The organism is Pontivivens nitratireducens, assembly GCF_014235845.1.
Classification (GTDB): domain Bacteria; phylum Pseudomonadota; class Alphaproteobacteria; order Rhodobacterales; family Rhodobacteraceae; genus Pontivivens; species Pontivivens nitratireducens.
The window spans coordinates 79305-97110 of record NZ_JACJUQ010000010.1 but is presented as its reverse complement, the minus strand read 5'-3'; the positions used below and the strand labels follow the sequence as shown (position 1 = coordinate 97110).

Annotated in this window: 16 protein-coding genes; 6 read left to right on the top strand and 10 right to left on the bottom strand. The window is 63.3% G+C overall.

Features of this window, described 5'->3' with window-relative positions; translation table 11 throughout:
- Window positions 1–2 precede the first annotated feature (2 nt).
- From trkA to dusB, 6 genes are all read right to left on the bottom strand, one after another.
- Window positions 3–1382, bottom strand: coding sequence for a Trk system potassium transporter TrkA (trkA, locus tag H1S03_RS12080; RefSeq protein WP_185804679.1), 1380 nt, complete (start codon window positions 1380–1382; stop codon window positions 3–5).
- A gap of 78 nt (window positions 1383–1460) precedes the next feature.
- Window positions 1461–2882, bottom strand: a complete 1422-nt coding sequence (ntrX, locus tag H1S03_RS12075) for a nitrogen assimilation response regulator NtrX (protein WP_185804678.1) — start codon at window positions 2880–2882, stop codon at window positions 1461–1463.
- Window positions 2875–5115 carry a sensor histidine kinase NtrY-like gene (locus H1S03_RS12070; protein WP_185804677.1) on the bottom strand — a complete coding sequence of 747 codons (2241 nt, stop codon included), beginning with the start codon at window positions 5113–5115 and terminating at the stop codon, window positions 2875–2877. The genes ntrX and H1S03_RS12070 overlap by 8 nt, the downstream gene beginning before the upstream one ends.
- A gap of 87 nt (window positions 5116–5202) precedes the next feature.
- Window positions 5203–6651: a nitrogen regulation protein NR(I) gene (gene ntrC / locus H1S03_RS12065; RefSeq protein WP_185804676.1), complete on the bottom strand. Its 1449-nt coding sequence runs from the start codon at window positions 6649–6651 to the stop codon at window positions 5203–5205.
- Window positions 6651–7718 carry a two-component system sensor histidine kinase NtrB gene (locus H1S03_RS12060; protein WP_185804675.1) on the bottom strand — a complete coding sequence of 356 codons (1068 nt, stop codon included), beginning with the start codon at window positions 7716–7718 and terminating at the stop codon, window positions 6651–6653. Before H1S03_RS12060 ends, ntrC begins: the two co-directional genes overlap by 1 nt.
- Complete coding sequence (dusB, locus tag H1S03_RS12055) at window positions 7715–8698, bottom strand: tRNA dihydrouridine synthase DusB (protein WP_185804674.1); 984 nt, start codon at window positions 8696–8698, stop codon at window positions 7715–7717. The genes H1S03_RS12060 and dusB overlap by 4 nt, the downstream gene beginning before the upstream one ends.
- A 123-nt stretch (window positions 8699–8821) precedes the next feature.
- On the opposite strand from dusB, the gene H1S03_RS12050 reads away from it, so the two are divergent.
- From H1S03_RS12050 to H1S03_RS12040, 3 genes are read left to right on the top strand one after another with little or no spacing between them, the layout of a single operon-like run.
- On the top strand, window positions 8822–9943 hold the full coding sequence (locus H1S03_RS12050; RefSeq protein ID WP_185804673.1) for a bifunctional 2-C-methyl-D-erythritol 4-phosphate cytidylyltransferase/2-C-methyl-D-erythritol 2,4-cyclodiphosphate synthase: 1122 nt from the start codon (window positions 8822–8824) through the stop codon (window positions 9941–9943).
- Window positions 9940–10434 (top strand): phosphatidylglycerophosphatase A family protein, encoded by a 495-nt coding sequence (locus H1S03_RS12045; protein ID WP_185804672.1) that lies wholly within the window; start codon window positions 9940–9942, stop codon window positions 10432–10434. The genes H1S03_RS12050 and H1S03_RS12045 overlap by 4 nt, the downstream gene beginning before the upstream one ends.
- A complete protein-coding gene (locus H1S03_RS12040; protein ID WP_185804671.1) occupies window positions 10431–10907 on the top strand; it encodes a CinA family protein in 477 nt (158 codons plus the stop codon). Before H1S03_RS12045 ends, H1S03_RS12040 begins: the two co-directional genes overlap by 4 nt.
- On the opposite strand, the gene H1S03_RS12035 is transcribed toward H1S03_RS12040, so the two are convergent.
- Both H1S03_RS12035 and ndk read right to left on the bottom strand, forming a co-directional pair.
- Window positions 10885–11871, bottom strand: coding sequence for a DNA topoisomerase IB (locus H1S03_RS12035; RefSeq protein ID WP_185804670.1), 987 nt, complete (start codon window positions 11869–11871; stop codon window positions 10885–10887). The two genes, H1S03_RS12040 and H1S03_RS12035, sit on opposite strands and share 23 nt — an antisense overlap.
- 208 nt (window positions 11872–12079) lie before the next feature.
- Window positions 12080–12502, bottom strand: coding sequence for a nucleoside-diphosphate kinase (ndk, locus tag H1S03_RS12030; RefSeq protein WP_166191421.1), 423 nt, complete (start codon window positions 12500–12502; stop codon window positions 12080–12082).
- Window positions 12503–12682: 180 nt separating this feature from the next.
- Here ndk and H1S03_RS12025 point away from each other — a divergent pair, with 180 nt between their 5' ends.
- Genes H1S03_RS12025 through H1S03_RS12015 form a run of 3 tightly spaced genes read left to right on the top strand, consistent with a single transcriptional unit; the run spans window position 12683 to window position 15737 of the window.
- A complete protein-coding gene (locus tag H1S03_RS12025) occupies window positions 12683–14533 on the top strand; it encodes an ABC-F family ATP-binding cassette domain-containing protein (protein ID WP_185804669.1) in 1851 nt (616 codons plus the stop codon).
- Entirely contained in the window at window positions 14530–15153 is a 624-nt protein-coding gene (locus H1S03_RS12020; RefSeq protein ID WP_166191427.1) for a MarC family protein, read from the top strand. The genes H1S03_RS12025 and H1S03_RS12020 overlap by 4 nt, the downstream gene beginning before the upstream one ends.
- 2 nt (window positions 15154–15155) lie before the next feature.
- Entirely contained in the window at window positions 15156–15737 is a 582-nt protein-coding gene (locus H1S03_RS12015; protein ID WP_185804668.1) for a retropepsin-like aspartic protease family protein, read from the top strand.
- Here H1S03_RS12015 and H1S03_RS12010 read toward each other — a convergent pair.
- Together H1S03_RS12010 and H1S03_RS12005 are read right to left on the bottom strand one after the other, a co-directional pair.
- Window positions 15734–16192 (bottom strand): DNA polymerase III subunit chi, encoded by a 459-nt coding sequence (locus tag H1S03_RS12010; RefSeq protein ID WP_185804667.1) that lies wholly within the window; start codon window positions 16190–16192, stop codon window positions 15734–15736. The genes H1S03_RS12015 and H1S03_RS12010 overlap by 4 nt on opposite strands.
- On the bottom strand, window positions 16193–17701 hold the full coding sequence (locus H1S03_RS12005; RefSeq protein WP_185804666.1) for a leucyl aminopeptidase: 1509 nt from the start codon (window positions 17699–17701) through the stop codon (window positions 16193–16195). It lies immediately after the preceding gene.
- Window positions 17702–17806 lie beyond the last annotated feature (105 nt).

Here is a 17806-nt window from a genome sequence, read left to right as displayed (position 1 = left end):
TCCTAGAAGAAATCGACCGAAACGCGGAACAGCCGCTCCACCTGCGGCACCTGTTCCGCCATGGAGAATATCGTGACGCTGTCCCCTTCGGAAATCACGGTCTCGGCGCGGGGTATGACAAGCTCCCGCCCCTTCTGGATTGCCCCGATGATCGCCCCCTCGGGCAGGTGCGTGTCGCGGACCCGCTTGCCCGCAATGGCGGAGGTGCCCAGAACCTGCGCCTCGATCACCTCCGCCTCGGCATCGCCGACGGAATAGACGGCGCGAATCCGGCCATGGCGTACGTGCCGCAGGATCGAACTGACCGTGGTGCCACGTGGGTTGATATAGGCGTCAATGCCCAGCGGGCGCATCAGCGGCGCCAGCGACGGATCGTTGATAAGACAAACCGTCAGCTTCGCGCCCAGCGATTTCGCGCGGGCGCAGGACAGCAGGTTCGTCTTGTCATCATCTGTCACGGCGAGGAAGCTGCCGACCGCGTCGATGCCGGCTTCCTCCAGAATATCCTTGTTCAAACCGTCCCCGTGCAGAACGATCGTCCGCTCCAGACTGTCGGCGGCAAATTCCGCGCGGGCGCGGTCACGTTCGATCACCTTGAGCCGCGTCCGCTTGCCCTGGGATTCCAGAACCTTGGCAACGGCGAGCCCGACATTGCCCGCCCCCAGGATCAAGGCCCGGTTGCCAGCGGAGGCCTGCTTGCCAAAGATTTGCAGCGTCCTGTCCACATCCTCCTTCGCCGCGAACAGATAGATCTGATCGCCTGCAAACAGTTGATCGTCGCTGTCCGCGATGCGCAGTTTCTGGTTTTCGCTGCGAATGGCCACGACATAGGCGCGCAGGGTCGAGAACAGTTCGGTCAACTGGCGCAGGGGTGTGTTCAAAACCGGGCAATCCGCGCCCAGCGTCAGGCCCAGCAATTGCACGCTGTCATCCAGAAAGCCGTTGATCTCGAATGCGGCGGGCGCGGACAGGCGGCGCAAGGCTGCCTCCGCGACCTCTTTCTCGGGCGAGATTATCACGTCGATCGGCATGTGATCCTGCCGGTAGATGTCGGACCATTCCGGGTCGAGATAGCTTTGCGCCCGAACCCGCGCGATCTTTCGCGGAACGGTGAAGACGGAATGCGCGACCTGGCAGGCGATCATATTCACCTCATCCGAAAACGTCGCGGCGATGATCATGTCCGCGTCCCGCGCGCCTGCACGTTCCAGCACATCGGGATGGGAGGCAAAGCCCGTGATCCCCCCGACATCCAGCGAATCCGTGATGCGCCGCACCAGCGCGGCGTTGTTGTCCACGACGGTCACGTCATTGTTTTCCGAGGCCAGATGGCGTGCAATCTGCCACCCCACCTGACCGGCACCGCATACGATGACCTTCATGGGCGATATCCTCGCGTCGTGATCGGTTTGCGAAGGCGCGTTTGGGAAACGCCATGTCGCATGAAGGGGATATGCGGATCAGTCATCCTCAACCTCATCAATCGAGGCCATGCGCGTACCGCCGCGCGACGTGGTGACGATGTTCAGCGACTTGAGCTTGCGGTGCAGCGCCGAACGCTCCATCCCCACGAAATTCGCGGTGCGAGAGATATTGCCTGAGAACCGGTTGATCTGGGCGATCAGATATTCACGCTCAAAGACTTCCCGCGCCTCGCGCAGCGGCAACCCGGCCAGTGCGGCGCTGAGCGCGTCGCGTCCCTCCGCCTCCCCACCATCGGTGTCCTGCGGCAATTCGGCGGACGTGATGTCGCCGTGGTCGGGGCCGAGGATCAGGATGCGTTCGATCAGATTGCGCAACTGGCGGACATGGCCGGGCCAGGACAGCGTTTGCAGCATTGCCGCCGCGTCGTCGGACAGTTTTCGCAGCGGCAGTCCCTGTTCGATGTTCAGTTGCGAGACGAAATGCTCCACCAGCACCGGAATGTCCTCGCGCCGACTGTCGAGTCCGGGGACCTCCAGCGGTACGACGTTCAGGCGGTGGAACAGATCCTGCCGGAACCGACCATGCTCGATCTCCACCGAAAGATTCTTGTTGGTGGCGGACAGGACGCGCACATCCACGCGCACGGTTTCGGAGCCGTTGATCCGCGTGAACGCCTGTTCGACCAGCACCCGCAGGATCTTGGATTGCGTGCCCAGCGGCATGTCGGCCACCTCGTCGAAGAACAGCGTGCCCCCATGCGCCCGCTCAAACAGACCCGGATCGTGCGCCCTGCCCTCATGCTGCACGCCGAACAGAACCTCCTCCATCCGATCCGGTTCTATCGTGGCGGAGGATACGGTCACGAAGGGCCGGTCCGCCCGTTCGGATTGCGCGTGCAGATAGCGTGCGGCCACGTCCTTGCCCGATCCCGGAGGGCCGGAGAGCAGCACGCGTCCGTTCGAACGGGCCACCCGGTCGAGCTGTTGTTTCAGCGTGCGGATGGCAGTCCCGCAGCCGAGCAGTTCCGACGCCTGAACGCCCTGCCCGCGCAGCTTGGCATTTTCGCGGCGCAGTCGAGAGGTCTCCAACGCCCGGTTCACGGTCATCAGCAGTTTGTCGATATTGAACGGCTTCTCGATGAAGTCATAAGCGCCCTGCTTGACGGCAGCGACCGCGATTTCGACGTTGCCATGGCCCGAGATGATGATGACCGGCACACCGGGATTGTCGCGCTTGACCGTCTTGAGGATCTCGATCCCGTCCATCCGACTGTCCTTGAGCCAGATATCCAGGATCATCAGATCGGGCGCTTTGGTGTTCATATGCTCCATTGCACTGTCGGCATCGTGGCCGGTGCGGGTGCCGTGCCCCTCATCCTCCAGAATGTCGGCGATCAGCTCACGAATATCCGCCTCGTCATCTACGATCAGAATATCGGATTTTGCACTCTCAGACATATTCACTCTCATTGGATTGGTCAGGCTCAGTCGGTTGATCGGGCGAGGTTGCATCCACCTCACGCAGCGGAAGGGTCATGACAGCGCGTGCGCCCTGTTGGGGTTCTGGCGCGGTATCGTTCGCGCGGTGCAGGGTCAACATGCCGCCATGCTCCTCGATGATCTTCTTGACGATCGGCAGGCCCAGACCCGTGCCCTTGTCCCGATGCGTCACATATGGCTCGAAAAGGCGGTCCGTCTTGCCCTCGGGCAAGCCGTTGCCGTTGTCCTCGATCGTCAGGGTGGCTGTCGTGGGGGACTTGTCAAGGGTGACGCGCAGCAGACCGGGGCCGGTGTAGCCGGTGATTTCTCGTCTGGTATCAATAGCTTCGACAGCGTTCTTCAGAAGGTTGTTGAGCGCCTGCCCGATCAGGGTTTCATCCGCGAACACGACAACCGGCTCCTGCGGGGCGATGACCTCGATTTCGACATGCGAGGCATCGCTGCGGCGCAGCAGCACGGCATCGTGCATCAGCTTGCTCAGATCACACGGCGCGCGGCGCGGCTCGGGCATTCTGGCGAATTGGCTGAATTCATCCACGATCCGGCGCAGGTCGCCGGTCTGGCGGATAATGACATCGGAATACTGGGCCAACCCGTCCGCGTCCTCCGCATCCAGCTTCTTGCTGTATTTACGCTTCATCCGTTCAGCGGCCAACTGGATCGGCGTGAGGGGGTTCTTGATCTCATGCGCGATCCGGCGGGCAACATCGCCCCAGGCGGCCATGCGCTGGGCACTCAGCAGATCGGTGATGGCGTCGAAGGTGACGACGAAACCGTCCTGATCGTCCTCGATCCTGTGGCGCGCGATACGGACGAGCAGCTCCTCCTCACGCTTGGGTGTTTGCAGATGCAGTTGCGTCTGCACGCTTTCGCGCTCCTCACGAAACAGCTTGTCGAGGGGGCGCGCGAATTCCGGCACCAGATCGGAGAGCATCTTGCCCCGCATGGTTTGGGCGTCGATGCCCAGAATCTCGCTGGCGGCGGTGTTGACGACCTCGATCCGGCCAGATGGGTCCAGACCCATGACGCCGGCGCTGACACCCGACAGCACCGTCTCGAACAAGCGCCGCGCCTGCTCGCTCTCAGCTCCGGCTTCCAGCAGGGCGTCGCGCTGGCGTTTGACCTGTGCGGTCATGCGGTTGAAGGCGCGACCGAGCATGGCAATCTCATCCTCGCCCGGCTCCTCCTTGACACGCATGTCGAAATTACCGGACCCGACCTGAGCCGCCGCCCCTGCCAGTCGGGCCACCGGGCGCGACAGCCGATCCGCAAACCAGAAGGCCAGCCAGACAGCAGCCAGCACCACGATCAGGGCGAATCCCACATAGATCAGCGCGAATTCAAACAGCAATTCACCCCGATCCTGCTCCAACTGACGATAGAGCATCACGGTGGATTGCGTCTCGTCCAGCAGTTCCAGAATCTGGCCGTCCACGCTGCGGGTGACGTAGAGATAGCGATCCGCAAAGGCCGGAAGATGTACGAGCGCCCGAAACTCGGAGGCTTCCCAATCCTCGACGATGACAGGCTCCCCGGTTGTCCGCGCCCGATCTATCAGGACGGGCGACGGGGGTTCATAGCCGAAGAGGTAGGACAGGTTTCCACGTGCCTGCAACTTCGCCGCACCGTCGATCACGTAGGCTTCACTCAGCTCCCGCTGCATCTGCGCCTGCCCCGCGGACAGCAATTCACGCAATTCCGATGGCGTTATCAGCGGATAGCGCGCCTTGTTGCGGTTGAGGTAGGACGCCAGCAATTCCGCATCGGCGGCAAGATTGCTGCGATGCTCTGTCTCATAGGCTTGAGCGGCGGCAAAGCTGTTGCCGACGACCCGCTGAACCCGCTCGGAAAACCAGCCCTCCAGCCCGAAATTCACCGTGATCGCGGCGAAGATCGCCACCAGGATCGTCGGGCCCAGGGCCACGATGGAAAACACGGTGGTCAGGCGTGAATGCAGCTGCGAGCCCGCCGATTTAGCCCGCCGTGCGGCAACCATCCGGGCGATGCGCTGCGCCACCAGACCGGCCACCACGATGACGTAAATCAGATCGAGCGTCAGAACGAACCGCAGCAGATCGGAGGTGTTGGAACCGATACCACCGAACGCGGCCCAGGTCGCAAAGGCCAGGATCGGTCCGATCAGAACGATTGCAAAGGTCACGCCACCGCGCCACGCCCGGTTGCGTGTCATCGCGTCGAGACGCGCAATCCCCTTGAGCAATAAGCGACGGTTACCTGTATTCAAAACCCCGGTGCCAAGTGGCCCCCTGTTGCAAAACTACACCAACTTCTTTCCCCGTGTGACCGGGATGTCAAGCTCACGTATCTTCTTGCGCAGGGTGTTGCGGTTTATGCCCAGCAGTTCCGCAGTGCGGACCTGATTTCCGCGCGTCGCGGACAGGGCCAGCGCGATCAGAGGCATCTCCACTTCACGCAGGATCCGGTCGTAGAGGCCGGCTGGGGGCAGATCTTCGCCATGCAGGGCGAAATACCGTTCCAGATGGTTTTCGACCGCCTGCCCCAGACGTTCCCCATCTCCACCTGAGTGGGAATGGGCGGAGCTGGGCCGGGCCGTCAGTTCCTCATGCACCGCCGCTTCGGAGATAACCTCATCCGGGCACAGAACCGCCAGCCGCCGCATCAGGTTTTCCAGTTCGCGGACATTGCCTGTCCAGCTTTGCTGCTTGAGCGCATCCAGCGCGGTGGAAGAGATGGACTTGCGCGGCAGGCCCTCCGCCTCCGCCCGTTTCAGGAAAGCGCGTGCCAGGTCGGGAATATCCTCCAGCCGCTCACGCAGCGGTGGCAGGCGTACCGGCACCACGTTGAGGCGATAGAACAGGTCCTCGCGAAAACGGCCCTCGTTGATCAGCGCGCGCAGATCCTGATGGGTGGCAGCGATGATACGGACGTTGGCGGGGATAATCTCACGCCCGCCGATGCGGGTAAACTCTCCTTCCTGCAACACGCGCAGCAGGCGGGTTTGCGCGTCGGATGGCATGTCTCCGATCTCATCCAGAAACAGCGTTCCGCCCGCGGCCGCCTCAAACCGCCCCGTGTGACGCTCCGCCGCGCCGGTAAAGGCCCCCTTTTCGTGACCGAACAGCTCGCTCTCAATCAGTTCACGCGGGATTGCGGCCATGTTCAGCGCCACGAACGGGCCGCTTTTCCTGGCCCCGAAATTGTGCAGGGCGCGCGCCACCAGTTCCTTGCCGGTGCCGCTTTCCCCGTTGATCATGACGCTGAGGTTGGTGTTCATCAGCCGCGCCATGATGCGGTACACCTCCTGCATCGCGGGACTGCGCCCGATCAGCGGCAGGTTGTCCTGCACGGGATCGCCTGCGGCGGGGCGTTCCGCGGGGCGGTCGCGCTGGCCCAATCCCTTGCGCACCTGTTCCAGCACTTCCTTGAGGTCGAAGGGTTTGGGCAGATATTCATAGGCCCCCGCCTCCGCCGCGCGAATGGCGGTCATGACGGTGTTTTGCGCGCTCATCACGATGACGGGCAGATCGGGGCGTTTGCGCCGGATGGCAGGCAGCAGGTCCAGACCGTCGCCGTCGGGCATCATCACGTCGGTGACGACAACGTCGCCCTCGCCTTCCTCGATCCAGCGCCACAGCGTATTGACGGAGCCGGTGGCCCGCACACGACACCCCGCACGGGTCAGCGCCTGACTGAGGACCGTACGGATTGCGCGGTCATCATCTGCAAGCAGGATCGTTCCGTCCATCAGCGCGTCTCCTTCCACACCGGCAATAGCAGACGGAAGGCCGTCCAACCGGGTTCACTCTCACATTCCACGACACCGCCATGCTGGTCCACGATCTTGGACACCAGTGCAAGGCCGAGACCGGAGCCAGCCGCCTTCGTGCTGACAAAGGGCTCGAAAAGGTGGTTCTTGATGTCGATCGGAACGCCGCTGCCATTGTCGATGATGCTGATTTCCAGTGGCAGGCTCTGCCGCCCGCCGCCGGGCAGCGACAGCATGACGCCCGCGCGATAGGCGGTGCGCAGGGTTATCATTCCGCCGATCCGGGGAACGGCCTCGGCCGCATTCTTGATCAGATTCAGCGCCACTTGCATCAGTTGATCGGCATCGCCGGGCGTCGGCGGCAGCGAGGGGTCGTAATCTTCGACGAAGCGGACCTTCTGGGCGAAACCGGACTGGGCCGACAGCTTCGCCCGGTTCAGGATGTCGTGGATGTTGACCGGATCGCGTGAGACGGGGCGCAGATCGCCGAACTGTTCGACACGGCTCAACAGCTTGCCGATCCGCTCCACCTCCTCACGGATCAGCGAGGTCAGCTCCTGATCCTCATCCGTCAGGTTCATCGCCAGCAATTGCGCCGCACCCGAAATCCCGGCGAGCGGGTTCTTGATCTCGTGCGCCAGCATTGCGGCCATTCCCGTAACCGACCGCGCGGCGGAGCGGGAGGACAGCGAACGGTCCATCTTCTCCGCTATGCTGCGGGGCTGCAATTGCAGCAGCACCAGTTGCCCATCGACCGGCGCGACCTGAATGTTGGCCATTCTCGGCTTCTGATCCGCCCAAGACAGCTCGATATCGTGTTGTGCGTAGGAGACGCCGTGCTGCCGCACCTGCTGAACCATCGAGCCGACCAGCGCCCCCTCGCCCGTGAAGCGCGCCAGATCGCAACCGCTCATCTGACGTTCCGACAGGCCCAGATAAACCTCGGCGGCGGAATTTGCGCGGGCAATCCTGTCCTGCGCGTCAATCATCAGAGTGGGATGCGGCTGCGCGTTCCAGGCGGACTCGTATATCGCTGTGGCGCTCATGCTGCGGCCCTTCTGTGGGGGGTGTTCGCGTCCTCGATCAGGTCGTGGATCTGCGCCGGATCGCGACTGGTCAGAAGGGCGCGACGCAGGTCCGCCCCGACATTCAGATCATCCAGATACCAGCCCAGATGCTTGCGCGCGCATTTCAGACCCATCTCCTGCCCATAAAAATCGAGCATTTCGGTGTGATGCCGGATCATAAGCGCCGCCCGTGCGGGGCCAAAGGGGATCGCCGGACCCGACCCGCCGGTCAGGCCTGCGTGAACATGCGCCAACTGCCACGGGCGCCCCTGTGCGCCGCGCCCGATCATCACTCCGGCAGCCCCCGAACGATCCAACGCGGTGCGGGCCGTCGCTGGGTCCACGATATCGCCGTTCGCGATGACCGGAATATCCACCGCATCCACAACCTTGCGAATGGCCCGCCAGTCGGCGCTGCCCTTGTAGAACTGGCAGCGTGTGCGCCCGTGAATGGTGATCATCTGAACGCCGGCATCCTGTGCCGCGCGGGCAATCTGTGGTGCGTTGTGACTGTCATCGTCCCAGCCCAGCCGCATTTTCAGCGTGACAGGCACGTCAACCGCCGCGACGACCGCCTCGATCAGCGACAGCGCATGATCGGGCTGGCGCATCAGGGCCGACCCGGAATAGCCGTTCGTCACCTTCTTGGCCGGACAGCCCATGTTGATATCGACGATCTGCGCCCCGCGATCCGCGACCATGCGGGCGCATTCGGCCATCCAGTGGCCCTCGCGTCCCGCAATCTGAACCGAGGCGATGCCCAGATCGCCGTGCACCTCCGCCCGGGCGCGGGCCGAGGGGCGGGCCTGAACCATTTCCTGCGAAGCGACCATCTCGGACACGACCAGACCCGCACCGAAGCTGCGCACCAACCGCCGAAACGGCAGGTCGGTGATCCCCGCGAGCGGTGCGAGCAGAACGTTGCTGTCCAGTATATGCGGTCCGATCTGTAGCGTCATTGCTGCATCCTTGTGCAAACCCCGGCGATAGCGCAAAAACCGGGCAGGATCAATCTGCACCCGCTGCATTGCCCCTGTCCGGTTTTTGCCACATGGTCTGCCCGCATCATGCAGGAGAACCCCATGACAATCGTCGCACTTATCGTCGCTGCCGGTCGCGGGACACGTCTGGGCGGTGAGGTCGCGAAGCAATATCTCAAATTGCAGGGCGAGGCTATTCTGACTCACACCGTGCGCGCGATTCTGCCTCATGTCGATGCGGTTCGCGTCGTGATCCGGCCGCAGGACATGGCCCTCTACCGCGCGGCGACTTGTGCTTTCGACCTAGGCGATCCGATTATGGGGGGGGATACCCGCAGCGCCAGCGTGCGCGCCGGGTTGGAGGCGGTGGAGCCGCTTGCCCCCACGCATGTGTTGATCCACGACGCCGCCCGCCCGTTCGTCACGCCGGAAATCATTGGCGGTGTAATCGCCGGGTTGCAGACATCGACTGGCGCGTGCCCCTGTTTGCCGGTTGTGGACGCGCTTTGGAGCGACGGTTTCTCAGGATCCGTGCCTCGGGAGGGACTTTTGCGCGCCCAGACGCCCCAGGGCTTCTCGTTCCCGGCCATCCTCAGGGCACACCGGAAAAACACCGCCGATCTGGCCGATGATGTGGCCGTGGCCCGTGCCGCAGGGCTGGATGTGCTTGCCACGCAGGGCGATGAGGATAACTTCAAGATCACGACACCCGCCGATCTGGCGCGTGCTGAAGGGAAAACAGGTATGGACCCGCGCAACGGAACCGGCTTCGACGTTCACAGATTGGTTGAGGGGGATCACGTAACCCTTTGTGGAATCGACATTCCGCATGACAAAGGCTTGTCCGGCCATTCCGATGCGGATGTGGCGATGCACGCATTGACCGATGCGATTTTCGGCGCCTTGGCCGAGGGCGATATCGGCCAGTGGTTCCCCCCCTCGGATGACCGGTGGAAGGGTGCCGCGAGCCACATATTCCTAGAAAAAGCAGTGGAGCGCGTTGCCGCGCGAGGAGGCAGGATGACCCATCTGGACTGCACGATCATTTGCGAGATGCCCAAGGTCGGACCGCACGCGCAAGCAATGCGCGCCAGAATCGCGGAGATTTGTGACCTCGACATCGGTCGGGTCAGCATCAAGGCGACCACATCGGAACGGCTCGGCTTTCCGGGGCGTGGTGAGGGCATTGCCGCCATGGCCTCCGCCACGGTGATGCTGCCATGATCGCGCGTCACATCGCCTCCGTCGCCGGTATCGGGTTCCTGCCCAAGGCTCCGGGCACATGGGGCAGTCTGATCGCCCTGCCCGCGTTCTATGTCCTGCACGGTGTGGGCCAGTTTCCGCTGGTTCTGATCGCCACCGTCGCGGTCTTCCTTCTGGGCTGGTGGGCGACACGAGAGGTCACGGCGGCGCAGGCCGATCACGATCCCGGCTGGATCGTGGTGGATGAAGTCGTGGGCCAGTGGATCGCGCTGTTCTCACTCTCGTTCGGTCTGTGGTGGATGGGCTTTGACAGCTGGGGCTTTCCATGGCCGGGCTACGTGCTGGGCTTCGCTCTGTTCCGGCTTTTCGACATCACGAAACCCTGGCTGGTGGGCTGGGCGGACCGGCGGGGCGATCCGCTGGGGGTCATGCTGGATGACGTGTTTGCGGGCATCATGGCGGGTCTGACCGTCGCCTTTCTGGGGGCACTGGCCCATGTGGTGTTCGTATGAGCGATCTGGCAAAACAGGTGCTGGACGCAGCGCAGGCATGTGGATGGCAAATCGCGACGGCGGAAAGCTGTACCGGCGGGCTGGTCGCGGCTGCACTGACCGACATTCCCGGGTCCTCCGCCGTGGTCGATCGCGGCTTCGTGACGTATTCCTATCCGTCCAAGGTGGCGATGCTGGGGGTTTCGCAGGCCAGTCTGGACGCGCATGGCGCGGTCTCGGATGTCGTGGCACGGGAAATGGCTCGGGGTGCGCTGCGCATGTCCAGGGCCGATATTGCGGTCGCCATCACCGGTGTCGCTGGGCCCGGCGGATCAGAGGAGAAGCCCGAAGGACTGGTGCATTTCGCAGTAGCGACCCACGGTTCGGAAATGGCGCATCATATCGAGTTCGGCCCCCTCGGGCGTGCGCAGGTTCGCGCGGCGAGTGTGGAGCATGCGCTGGAAATGTTGCTTAGCGCGATTGCGCATCGTTGAGCAATTTGACCACGGCCCGTTCCGTCCTGCTCAATCGCGCCCGACCGATCGGATCGCGCGACAGGTGGCGACGACCGGGCCAGCGTCCTTCCTCGTATGCGGTGATGATCTCGGGGTGGATATAGCTACGACGCGCCACGGCACGGGTGTTGCCCAAGGCCGCCGCCGTCGCGTCCACGGCCTCGATCACGGCTTTCTCACCCTCCAGATCGCTCCTCGCCAATGCGTCGGCGCAGATCATCGTGCCGGCCCAGGTTCGGAATATCTTGGCTGTCCATTCCGATCCGGTCGTCTGGCGCAACCAATCGTTGACGTGATCGGAACGGACCTCGTGCAAGCCGTCCTCGTCCTGCCACTGAAACAGCATCTGACCGGGCAGGTCAGACAGCTTTCTCACCGTGGTCGCCACGTATCTGTCACGCAGGCTCAACCGGCGACGTTTGGAGGATTTGCCGATGAAGTCGAATTGCAGTCGCTCACCGCTGATCTCGACATGCTCATCGCGCAGGGTGGTTAATCCGACAGTGCCGTTATCATCCGTATAGGCGCGATTGCCGATGCGGATATGGCTCTTGTCCAACAGATGAACAACCGTTGCCAGAACGCGATCACGGCCCAAGGTCCGCTTGCGCATGTCACTGCCTACCCGGCTGCGCAAATTCGGCAGGTCCTTGGCGAAATCGGTCAGATCCGCGAATTTGTCCGCGTCGCGTGCCGTGGTCCAGTCGGGATGGTACCGGTATTGCTTGCGCGCACGGGCATCGCGCCCGGTGGCCTGAAGATGGCCGTTTTCCCACCGACAGATCCACACGTCGTCATATGCTGGCGGAATGGCCAGGGCGGCAAACCGCTGCTTTTCGACACGGTCGCGGATCAGCTGCCCACCATCATAATACGCAAAGCCCCTGCCCGCGCGTTTGCGCGTAATTCCCGGTTCCCGATCAGATACATATCGCAGTTCCATGTGGGATAGACGCGCCGGACATCCGGTGCGTTCCCGGCAGGACTTGCGGCAGATTGTCCGGGAAGTGCTGTCGGTGAACCCTGCCCCCCCGAACCGCGTGTCGGACGTTTCCACGTGAGAACTGGCACCCGCGAAAATGGCGTAGGGCTGGATGAGAAAAGGCCGGGGCGAACACCGGCCTTTCCATGATGGCGATATCCCGAAAGGATCAGCCGACCAGTTCGAGGCCGGAGAAGAAATACGCGATCTCCTGCGCGGCGGTTTCCGGCGCGTCGGAACCGTGGACCGAGTTCTCACCGATGGACAGGGCGAATTCCTTGCGGATCGTGCCTTCGTCAGCGTCGGCGGGGTTGGTCGCGCCCATGACTTCGCGGTTCTTCAGAACGGCATCCTCGCCCTCCAGAACCTGAACGACGATCGGGGCGGAGGACATGAACTCACACAGTTCATCATAGAACGGACGCTCGGCGTGCACACCGTAGAAGACGCCAGCCTGCGCCTTGGTCAGATGAATGCGCTTTTGCGCGACGATGCGCAGGCCGGCGGCCTCCAGCTTGGCATTGATCGCGCCGGTCAGGTTGCGGTTGGTTGCGTCGGGTTTGATGATCGAGAAAGTGCGTTGCACGGCCATGGGAGCCTCCTGGGCGTTATGATTGCGCGGCCTCTAGCACGGCGATAGCGGCGGATAAAGGGGGCGTACACCGCTTCGTAACGTAGCATCGCATCACAATTCGCGGGCGTCGCACCGTTCGACGGGCAATTCACACGCCCTGCATTGACATGGCGCGGGCACTGGTCCATCGCTCCGCCCATGCTGACGATCAAAGATATAACCTTCACGCTGGAAGGCCGCCGTCTGTTCGACGGGGCCACCGCAACGATTCCCGCCGGTCACAAGGTGGGCGTCGTCGGGCGAAACGGCACCGGCAAGACGACCCTGTTCCGGTTGATCCGGGGCGAATGGGCGCTGGACGGAGGGGAGATCGAGATCCCCCGGCAGGCCCGCATCGGCGGCGTCGCGCAGGAGGCACCGGCCTCGGACGCCACGCTGCTCGATACCGTTCTGGCCGCCGACACCGAACGCGCCGCCCTGCTGGCGGAGGCGGAGACGGCAACCGATGCCACCCGCATCGCGGATATCCACACCCGTCTGGCCGATATCGAATCCCATTCTGCCGAGGCGCGCGCCGCCTCGATCCTGACGGGTCTGGGCTTCGACGCGGAGGCGCAGCAGCGCCCCTGCAAGGATTTCTCGGGCGGATGGCGGATGCGCGTGGCGCTGGCCGCCGTTCTGTTCAGCCAGCCTGACGTGCTGCTGCTCGATGAACCTACCAACTATCTGGATCTGGAGGGGACGGTCTGGCTGGAAACGTTCCTTGCCCGCTATCCCCATACGGCGCTGGTGATTTCGCACGACCGGGGGCTGCTCAACCGCTCCGTCGGGGGCATCCTGCATCTGGATGCGCAGAAGCTGACCTTTTATCAGGGCAATTACGATCAGTTCGACCGGATGCGTCGCGCGAATCTGGAACAGCAGATGTCCGCGAAAAAGAAGCAGGATGCGCAGCGTGCCCACCTGCAAAGCTTCGTCGATCGGTTCAAGGCCAAGGCGTCCAAGGCCAAGCAGGCGCAGAGCCGCGTCAAGATGCTGGAGAAGATGCAACCCATCGCGGGCGTCGTTGAAACCAGCGTTGCCGCGTTTTCGTTCCCCGCGCCCGAGGAACTGTCGCCGCCTATCGTCAATATGCGTGACGCCTCCGTCGGTTATGGCGGGCCGTTGATCCTGCGCAAGCTGGACCTGCGCATCGATCAGGACGACCGCATCGCGTTGCTCGGCTCGAACGGTCAGGGCAAATCCACGCTGTCAAAGCTGATCGCCGGGCGTTTGCAATCCACGGATGGCGATGTCGTCACCTCGAACAAACTGCGCATCGGCTATTTCGCGCAACACCAGCTCGATGAATTGTTCCCGAACGAAACCCCGCTGGAGCATGTGCGCAGCCTGCGCCCGGATGAGGGCGCAGCCAAGCAACGCGCGCGTCTGGCGGCAGGCGGCATCGGTGCCGATATCGCGGATGTGGAGGTCAAGCGCCTGTCCGGTGGGCAAAAGGCGCGGCTGGCCATGCTGCTGTGTACCATCGACGCACCGCATCTGCTGATCCTGGATGAGCCGACCAACCACCTCGACATCGAAAGCCGTGAGGCGTTGGTGATGGCCCTGACGGAATATGAGGGCGCGGTGATCCTCGTCAGTCACGACCCGCATCTGGTGGAGGCCGTGGCCGATCGGCTGTGGCTGGTCAAGGATGGCGGGGTTCACGCCTTCGACGGGGACATGGACGAATATCGGCGCATGTTGCTAAGCGAACGCGGCGGCAAACCCGCGAAGGAGAAGGCCGAGAAGCCGAAGGCGAAACCGGCCGCCCGCGCCGCCACCTCCCCCTTGCGGGCCGAACTGGTCAAGGCCGAGGGGCGCGTGGCCAAGCTGGAGGAGATGCGCGACAAGATCGACGAGGGCCTCGCCGATCCGCGCCTGTATGAGCGCGGCGATACCGAGCGCCAAAATATGCTGCGAAAGAAGCGTGCCGAAGTTATGAAGGGTCTGGAGCGGGCGGAATCCATCTGGCTCGACATATCCTCCAAGCTGGAAAACGCCGGATGACCGAAATCGCGATCACTGCCTTCGTCACCCTCTTCGTGATCATCGACCCGATCGGGCTGACCCCGATCTTCGTCGCACTGACCCCGAACATGGGCAGGGTCGAGCGCAGCAAGATCGCGGTACAGGCTGTGGTGATCGCCTTTCTGATCCTGTGCTCCTTCGCCTTTTTCGGAGAAGCCCTGCTGGATGCCATCGGTATCGGAATGCCGGCCTTCAGGATTTCCGGCGGCGTGCTGCTGTTCCTGATCGCGGTCGAAATGCTGTTTGAAAAGCGCAACCCGCGCAGGTCGAGCCAGGCCAACGATCCTGAGCCGGAGCGTGACCCCTCGGTCTTCCCCCTCGCCCTGCCGCTGCTGGCCGGTCCGGGTGCGATGGCGACGATGGTCCTGCTGATGGGACAGGCCGAGGACAGCCTGACCGCCCAGTTCATGCTGGTCGGGGTGATGGCGGGGGTTCTGCTGATCGCGCTCGTTCTGTTCCTGATTTCGGGCTTCATGGAGCGTCTGATGGGGCGCACAGGCGTCAACGTCATCACGCGGATCCTCGGTGTGCTGCTGTCGGCGTTGTCGGTCCAGTTTATCCTGGACGGTTTGCGGGCGAGCGGTCTGATCGGCGTCTGATCTTGACCAGCGACAACATCTTCCAGCTTTTCTATTTCGTGATCCTGTTGCTGGCGATAGGCGGGTCCGTGGTCACGCTGTATCGCGGTCAGTTCGGGCGGATGGTTCGGCAGTTCCTGGCCTGGGTCGCGATCTGTGCGGCGCTGGTCATCGGGTATGAGAACAAACACATGTTCGAGGGCTGGCTGATCCCAGCGCAACAAAGCGTGGACCCTGCGGGCAACGTCACCCTGTTACGCGATACCAACGGTTATTTCCGGGTCAGTGCGATGGTCAATGACGTGCCCATGGATTTCCTGGTGGACACGGGTGCCAGCCTGATCGTTCTGAGCCAGGCCGATGCCCGTCGCGCCGGCATCGCGGTGGACGATCTTCGGTATGACGGTGTTGCCAGCACTGCGAACGGCGAGGTTCGGTTCGCGCAGGTTCTGCTGGACAGTTTCGCCATCGGGGATGCGGTGGAGCGGGGCGTCGTCGCCAGCGTGAACGCCGGCGTTCTGGACACGTCCCTGCTGGGGCTGTCCTATCTGAACCGATTCAGCCGCATCGTGATCGAGGAAGACCGGATGATTCTGGAGCGTTAGGAACTGCGCGCCTTCTCGATCCAGCGTCCGCCCTCCTCGGCCCAGAAAACGGCGGTATGGTCCGTCTGCATGACCTGTCGCCAATCGTCCCGGGCCAGAGCCGTCGCCTCCTCATCGCTGCCGTCGAAGATCAGGGCCACCCGTTCGAACCGAGGCATTTCCGAGGGATCGAACCGTGCGCCATCCACCAACAGCAGCGTTTTCGCCGCGTTGGGCGTTTCGGTGGAGGTGGTCAGCAGGACCGGCTGATCGGCATCGTGGTCGCTGCCCGCCTGCGCATGGGGCAGGAAGGCATCGTCACGATAGGTCCACAGATGCGCGTCCAGCATATCCAGACGGGCGGCGCCGGTGCCGCGCACGACAACCCTGCCCCCCCTCGCCAAGGTCCGCTCGGCGAAGGTGGTGACGGTCGCCTCCAGCGTCGATCCGTCCAGCCTGTAGAACAGGATATCCATCTATCCCGCGTCAGGAGTTGCGGGCTCCACCGGCTCGGGCTTCTGCTCGTATTCACTGCGGATCAGCCGGTCGAGCGCGCGCACCCCCCATCCCGTTGCACCGGCTGGCGCGAAGGTGGTCGCCGATTTGGTCGAGGCGGTGCCCGCGATATCCAGATGAATCCACGGCATGTCGTCCTTGACGAACCGCTTGAGGAACTGCGCCGCCGTGATGGAGCCGCCCTCACGCCCGCCGCCGACATTGCGGATATCCGCGACGCGCGACTTCAGCTTCTTGTCGTAGGCATCGCCCATGGGCAGTTGCCATGCGCCCTCGTCCTCATCCCGCGCGGCCTTCAGGAACCGGCTTGCGAACGCATCGTCGTTCGAGAAGACGCCCGCGTTCTCATGCCCCAGGGCCACAATGATGGCCCCCGTCAGGGTGGCAAGGTCGATCACGGCCGAGGGCGCGAAGCGTTCCTGCGCGTACCACAGCACATCGGCCAGAACCAATCGGCCCTCGGCATCGGTGTTGATGACCTCCACCGTATCGCCCTTCATGGATTTGACCACATCGCCGGGGCGTTGCGCCCGCGCCGAGGGCATGTTTTCGACCAGACCGACCAGTCCGACGACATTCGCCTTCGCATTGCGCAGGGCGAGCGCACGCATGACGCCCGCAACGGTGCCGGCACCGCCCATGTCCATCGTCATGTCCTCCATCCCGCCGGCAGGCTTGAGGCTGATGCCGCCGGTGTCGAAGGTCACGCCCTTGCCCACCAGGGCCAGCGGCTGTTCGTCACCGCCGCCGCGCCAGTTCATCACGACCACTTTCGACGGCATGTCTGAGCCCATGCCGACCGCCAGCAAGGTGCGCATGCCCAGCTTTTTCAGCTCGTCCTCCTCCAGGATCTCGACCTCCAGCCCCAATTCGCCCATTGCGGCCAGGCGCGCGGCGAAATCCTCGGTGGTCAGCACGTTCGCGGGCTCGTTGATCAGATCGCGGGTGAAGAACACCCCCTCGACCAACGCGGCCATGTCGCGGCTTTCGGCGGAGACCTTCTCAGGCTTCGTGACGATCAGAGCGACCTTGGCGGGGGTGGTGTCATCCTTAGTCTTGTGCGCGGTGAAATCATACGCGCTGAGCGCGAGGCCATATCCGATTTCCGCCGCCTTGGCGTAGGAGGCCAGCAGCACATGCAGATCGCCGCTGCCGCGCTGGCCGTTGATGGCCGCGCCCGCCTTTCGCGCCAGGGTCGGGGTGGCCTGACGATCCAGCTTCAGCACCACGACCGCCTCCGCCGCCATGCCGCCCGGCATGGGGATCGTGAGAGCGGTTGCAGTTTCCATCTTCTCCCAGCGTTCGCTTTGGGAAAGACGCTCCAACACACCGCGCGTCAGACGGTTTACGCGGCGGGCCAGCTTGTCCATCTTGCCATCCGTCCCGACCAGAACGACGACACGCCCCTGCATCGTGGCGATCGCGTCGATATCGGGTTCGGCAAAGCTGATTTCGAGTGGAGCGGTCATGTGGCAATCCCTTCGTAAAACTGTCGGGACAAGACGTATCAGCCCCCGCCGGTCAAGAGCAAGGCGGCGAACCCGATCACGTTTGCGCCAGTGTGCCGTGCTTGA

Coding starts and splice junctions, on each gene's coding strand:
- trkA (WP_185804679.1), bottom strand. CDS start 1,382: ATGAAGGTCATCGTATGCGGTGCCGGTCAGGTGGGGTGGCAGATTGCA.
- ntrX (WP_185804678.1), bottom strand. CDS start 2,882: ATGTCTGAGAGTGCAAAATCCGATATTCTGATCGTAGATGACGAGGCG.
- H1S03_RS12070 (WP_185804677.1), bottom strand. CDS start 5,115: ATGACACGCAACCGGGCGTGGCGCGGTGGCGTGACCTTTGCAATCGTT.
- ntrC (WP_185804676.1), bottom strand. CDS start 6,651: ATGGACGGAACGATCCTGCTTGCAGATGATGACCGCGCAATCCGTACG.
- H1S03_RS12060 (WP_185804675.1), bottom strand. CDS start 7,718: ATGAGCGCCACAGCGATATACGAGTCCGCCTGGAACGCGCAGCCGCAT.
- dusB (WP_185804674.1), bottom strand. CDS start 8,698: ATGACGCTACAGATCGGACCGCATATACTGGACAGCAACGTTCTGCTC.
- H1S03_RS12050 (WP_185804673.1), top strand. CDS start 8,822: ATGACAATCGTCGCACTTATCGTCGCTGCCGGTCGCGGGACACGTCTG.
- H1S03_RS12045 (WP_185804672.1), top strand. CDS start 9,940: ATGATCGCGCGTCACATCGCCTCCGTCGCCGGTATCGGGTTCCTGCCC.
- H1S03_RS12040 (WP_185804671.1), top strand. CDS start 10,431: ATGAGCGATCTGGCAAAACAGGTGCTGGACGCAGCGCAGGCATGTGGA.
- H1S03_RS12035 (WP_185804670.1), bottom strand. CDS start 11,871: ATGGAACTGCGATATGTATCTGATCGGGAACCGGGAATTACGCGCAAA.
- ndk (WP_166191421.1), bottom strand. CDS start 12,502: ATGGCCGTGCAACGCACTTTCTCGATCATCAAACCCGACGCAACCAAC.
- H1S03_RS12025 (WP_185804669.1), top strand. CDS start 12,683: ATGCTGACGATCAAAGATATAACCTTCACGCTGGAAGGCCGCCGTCTG.
- H1S03_RS12020 (WP_166191427.1), top strand. CDS start 14,530: ATGACCGAAATCGCGATCACTGCCTTCGTCACCCTCTTCGTGATCATC.
- H1S03_RS12010 (WP_185804667.1), bottom strand. CDS start 16,192: ATGGATATCCTGTTCTACAGGCTGGACGGATCGACGCTGGAGGCGACC.
- H1S03_RS12005 (WP_185804666.1), bottom strand. CDS start 17,701: ATGACCGCTCCACTCGAAATCAGCTTTGCCGAACCCGATATCGACGCG.